At 33.9% G+C, this 5,598-nt stretch carries 3 protein-coding genes; all 3 read right to left on the bottom strand.

The features are described from left to right. The coding region (locus tag ABJD66_RS11790) for a twin-arginine translocation signal domain-containing protein (protein WP_348131796.1) at nucleotides 1-734 on the bottom strand (734 nt) is incomplete at its 3' end. A 13-nt stretch (nucleotides 735-747) separates the two neighbouring features. Beyond that, on the bottom strand, nucleotides 748-2,262 hold the full coding sequence (locus ABJD66_RS11785) for a DUF1501 domain-containing protein (protein WP_100895197.1): 1,515 nt from the start codon (nucleotides 2,260-2,262) through the stop codon (nucleotides 748-750). Nucleotides 2,263-2,287: 25 nt separating this feature from the next. Continuing rightward, on the bottom strand, nucleotides 2,288-5,542 hold the full coding sequence (locus ABJD66_RS11780; RefSeq protein WP_348131793.1) for a DUF1553 domain-containing protein: 3,255 nt from the start codon (nucleotides 5,540-5,542) through the stop codon (nucleotides 2,288-2,290). Nucleotides 5,543-5,598 lie beyond the last annotated feature (56 nt).

The following is a 5,598-nucleotide window of genomic DNA, read 5'->3' as shown; positions in this document are numbered from 1 at the left end:
TCGTTCCTAGATGTACAAACCACCATTGGTTTGTTTTTATCTCTATAATCTATAGCTACACCATGTGCATTTTGCAAATTATAATCTGTATTGGTGTTGTTATGACCTCCCCAACGCCTAATAAACTCTCCTTTGTAATTGTATTGTAAAATATAATCTTGTCCGTACCCATCTGCCACATAAATATCCCCGTTAGGACCTATAGCTATTTCTGTAGGACAAAAATTTTCACCTGGCTCATATACACCTATAGTTTGCGGATGACCAATATCAAAAAGGACTTTACCATCTGTAGTCGTTTTTGTTATTCTACCATTGTGCTTTACCCATTTTCCTGTTTTGTTTAAGTACCAACCAGAATCTGCTAAAAAAAGAAAATCTTCACCACCTTCATTAGATATAGTAAGCCCATGACCACCCGGATAAGCTGTTCCCCAAGCATCTAAAACCTTACCAGACTTATCAAAAATTACAATATTATTTTTGGTATGGTCACCAATCATTATAAGTCTACCTTTACTATCCATTTCCATTTCATGGCAGTTAAGCAATGGGTTGTGCACTGCACTTATCTGTGCCCAATTATTATGCACTTTATAGGTATAATCTCCGTGACCTAAAATAGTTTGCTCTGGTTTACTTTTTTTAAGTATTGAAAAACCCATAGTAGGTGTAGCTGCAACTACGGCACTTGCTATAGCTGTGTTTTTTATAAAATTTCTTCTGGTTGACATTTTTTTGTTTGGTTTAAGTTAATAGGTCTTTAACAACATTACCGTGCACGTCTGTTAAACGATAGCGTCTGCCCTGATGCTTAAATGTTAAACGTTCATGGTCTACACCAAATAAGTGTAAAAGTGTTGCGTGAAAATCATGTACATGCACAGGATCTTTTACTACGTTGTAACTAAAATCATCTGTTTCTCCGTATGAAAAACCTGGTTTTACACCAGCACCTGCCATCCACATTGTAAATGCTTTTGGGTGGTGGTCTCTACCATAATTTTCTTTTGTTAATTGCCCTTGAGAATATACTGTACGGCCAAACTCGCCTCCCCATACTACCAACGTATCATCTAACATTCCGCGTTGTTTTAAATCTTTTATTAGAGCTGCTGTTGGTTGGTCTGTTTTTTTAGACTGACTTTTAACTCCTCCTGGACAGTAGTTATGCTGATCCCATCCTTGGTGATACAACTGCACAAACTTTACTCCTTTTTCTAACAGTTTCCTTGCCATTAAACAGTTTGCTGCATACGTCCCTGGATCTCTACTATCTTTACCATACATTTCAAAAGTACTGTCTGACTCGTCTGATAAATCTGAAACTTCTGGTACTGAAGTTTGCATTTTAAAAGCCATTTCATACTGAGACATTCTTGCTTGTATTTCTGGGTCACCGTAAGCATCTTTTTGCAAATCATTTAAATCACCTAAATAATCTAACATATGTCTACGATCTTTACCATCGTAATTTTCTGGATCGCTTAAATACAACACAGGATCTTTACCAGATCTAAACTGTACACCTTGGTGCTCTGTTGGTAAAAAGCCATTACCCCATAAACTAGATTTTAAAGGCTGTCCTTTTCCGTTTTTAGAAACCAAAGTTATAAATGTAGGTAGGTTTTCATTGTCTGATCCTAGACCATAACTTAGCCATGAACCAATAGATGGTCTGCCAGGTAATTGGTTACCCGTTTGCATAAAAGTAATAGCAGGCGTATGGTTTATTTGATCTGTTTGCATTCCTTTTATAAAACATAAGTCGTCTACAACTTCAGACAAATAAGGCATAGCGTCACTAACCCACGCTCTGGACTCTCCGTATTGTTTAAAATTAAATGTAGAAGGTGCAATGGGCAATGTACTTTGATTACCACTCATACCTGTTAAGCGTTGACCACTCATAATAGAGTCTGGCAACTCTTTACCAAACATATCTGACAGTTTTGGTTTATAATCAAACAAATCCATTTGTGAAGGACCTCCACTCTGAAACAGATAAATGATTCTCTTTGCCTTTGGCAAATGGTGCGGCAAACCTAATCTGTTTTTGTTATAGGTACTTAATATTTCTTCTGGAGTGCTATTTTTATTTAAGGAAGCAAACATTTTATCTGCACCCAATAAGCTACCCAATGCTAAAGCACCTATTCCTAAAGATGTCTTCTTTAAAAAGTCTCTACGGTCTACTTGCTTTTCAATTTCTTGTAAATCTTTATTATTAGACCTTAATTTATGGTGATGATTATTACACATATTCTTATTCTTTTAAGGTTAATGTTTATCTTTTTGTTATGGTAGCATCTGCATTCATAATAGTACTTGCTACTACTGCATTTGCTGCAATTAATGCTTTATTATCATTCTCATTTAACTTAAAGGCTCCTGTATTTAACCAACCTAAAGTTTTGGCAGTGTTGCTACTAAATTTTTGATATTCATTTTCTTGTAATTTTTGTAGTAAGCTTAATTCCTTTTTTGTTGCGTTTCTACCGGTTAATCTTATAAATGCCATATTAATACCAGAAGTTATATCTTTTTCCTTAGACATCAACTTACCTAAAACCCTTGAAGCTTCTATGTATGTAGGGTCATTTAAAATTACTAATGCCTGCAAAGGAGTATTTGTTTTTTGCCTTCTAGATGAACATAAATCTCTTGTAGGAGCATCAAAAGTTGCAATGGTTGGGTTAGGAACTGTTCTTTTCCAAATGGTATACATACTTCGCCTATACAAGCCTTCTTCTCCATCTTGTGTATATGTATCTCCATTTACCTCCCATAACCCCTCTGGCTGGTATGGTTTTACACTTTCTCCACCTACTTTTTCATTTAATAAACCAGAAGCATACAACGCATTATCGCGCAGCATTTCTCCTGAAAGTCTTGTTGACGGACCACGAGACAACCATTTATTATCTACGTCTACAGCTAAAAGCTCTTTACTTATTACTGAGCTTTGTTGGTATGTATTAGACATCATTATTGTTTTTAATAACGCTTTAACATCCCATCCAGATTCTGTAAAACGAATTGCTAACCAGTCTAATAATTTAGGATGAGTTGGTAAATTACCTTGATTACCAAAATCTTCTGAACTAACTACAAGACCATTCCCAAAAAGGTTTTGCCAATATCTATTAACAGTAACTCTAGAAGTAAGCGGGTTGTCTTTATCCGTTATCCATTTGGCTAAGCCAAGTCTATTTTTTGGCCACTCTTTTTTCCAAGCAAAAATATCCTCGGGTACATTTGGAAAAACAGAATCTGTTGGCGAATCATAATTTCCACGATCTAGAATGTAGGTTTGCCTATTATGCTTACTCTCTTTCATAACCATAATTTGCTTAATAGGGTCAATACTATCTACTAAAGCTAGCCTATCTTTTTCTAACTTTTTAAGAACATTATTATAGGCTAATGAGTTGGCTGATAAATAATACTCTATAAACTTTTGTTTTTCCTTATCAGATAAATTTTCAACACTTTTTTCTTTAATGTTCTCTAAAGCATCAGGATTTGCAATTTGCATTACTTCTATTTCACTTAACTCTTTGTTAAAAACTAAAAAGTCATCAATAATAGCATCTTTAATACCCTTTCCTCTCCAGACTGCACCTATACGCAAACCAGGTTCTAATTTTTCGCTTTTAGGGCCATACAACCTTATTTCATGAAAAATGATGTCTTTATACAAATTATCAAAAACAGCTTTAGTTTGTTGCTTTTCCCCGTCTACATAAATAGCTACTCCTTTTGCTTTACTAGAACCATCATATGTCATAGTTAACTGCACCCATTTATCTTTAGGAACATTGTTTAATGACTCTACAACAATTGCATTATCTGGATATACATGTGCTAGTAAAGCTTCTAACTTATTATCCTTTATTTTTAAATGATACCCTCTAAAACTATGCAACTCAGGGCTATTCATTTTATGAAAAATTACCCCATCTTTTAGTTCTTTTGGAATAAACACTTTTATACCTATGCTAAAAGGTTGGTTTCTTTGAAAAATACCTATTTTATCTAAATCTAACCAAGTATCACCATTCATTACAAGGCCATCTCCACTAGCCCCTTCTCCAAATACTGGTTTTTCATTATCAACAAATTGCTGACGCATTCTTATGTTATTTTTTCCGTTACCACCAACTGCATTTATTATTTTTTTATTATCAAAATTAAAAGAAGCAATTAATCCTTTAGGTTTTGCAGTTAACGACACTTTTTTATAAGCATTGGTAGCAAGCCATTTATCTGCTTTGCTAACCTCAACTTTTTTAGTGGTTTTTACTTTTTCTTCTGCATCGTTAACAATTTTTTCTAAATAAGCTATTACACCTTCTTGTTCTTTAGTTGGTAGCATCATTGCAGGAACAGGAGTTGCTAAATCCCAAGGTATTAGTCCGGTTTCATCTACATTATTAAAAAAGCTATACATTTCGTAATAGTTTTTTTGAGAAATAGGGTCATATTTATGATCATGACATTTAGCACATGCATAAGATAATCCCAACATACCTTGTGTTACTGTTGCTGTCCTATCTGCAACGTACTCAGATCTAAATTCTTCATCTATAATACCACCTTCTAAATTTTGTGGATGCAACCTATTAAAAGCAGTAGCTAATTTTTGCTCTCTGGTTGGATTTTTAAATAGATCTCCTGCCAATTGCCAAGTTAAAAACTCATCATATGGCATATTTTCATTAAAAGATTTAATAACCCAGTCTCTCCACGGCGAGGTATCTCTGTATTTATCATTACTATAACCGTGCGTGTCTGCATATCGGGAAACATCCATCCAATCTAATGTCATTTGTTCTCCAAAATGAGGAGATGCCAACAACCTATCTATTTGTTTTTCAAAAGCATTAGAAGAATTGTCTTTTAAAAAGTCTGTTATTTCTTGTTGTGTCGGTGGTAAGCCAATTAAATCAAAAGAAGCCCTACGTAATAATATTTCTTTATCTGCTTTTTTGGATGGTGTTAAGTTTACTTCTTTTAATTTTGCTAACACAAAATTATCTATTTCATTACCACCTAAGTCTTTATTTTCTATTTTAGGAATTTTATGTTTCTCTGGGGTTAAAAAAGCCCAATGTTTTTTATACTCTGCCCCTTCTTCTATCCACCTAATTAAAACTGCTTTTTCATAATCTGTTAATGTTAAATGTGAGCTTGGTGCTGGCATTATTAAATCTGGATTATCAGACATTATACGATGAAAAAACTCACTCTTTTTTAAATTACCTGGTGTAATTGCAAATTTCCCTGGAGACTCTGGCAACTCTGCATATGCAAAACTTGCATCATGTAATTGTAAACCTCCTTTAATATTTCCTTTATCTGGACCGTGGCATAAGTAGCACTTATCAGACAAAATTGGTTTTACATGTTCATTAAAATCTACTTTCTCTGGTAGTTTATCATATTCAACCGCAACCAGTTCTGGTAGGTCTGGACCTCCACAAGAACAGATTAACAAAAAAATAAATCCTAAAATTAACGGTATCTTAATTTTTAACATAAAAATTGATAATTTAATAACGAATCAAAAATAAAATAACTTACCTCTATATAAAT

This window comes from Cellulophaga sp., from assembly GCF_039943695.1.
In the GTDB taxonomy this organism is placed as follows: domain Bacteria; phylum Bacteroidota; class Bacteroidia; order Flavobacteriales; family Flavobacteriaceae; genus Cellulophaga.
The sequence above is the reverse complement of the archived record's forward strand: the minus strand, read 5'-3'. Positions and strand labels throughout refer to the sequence as shown.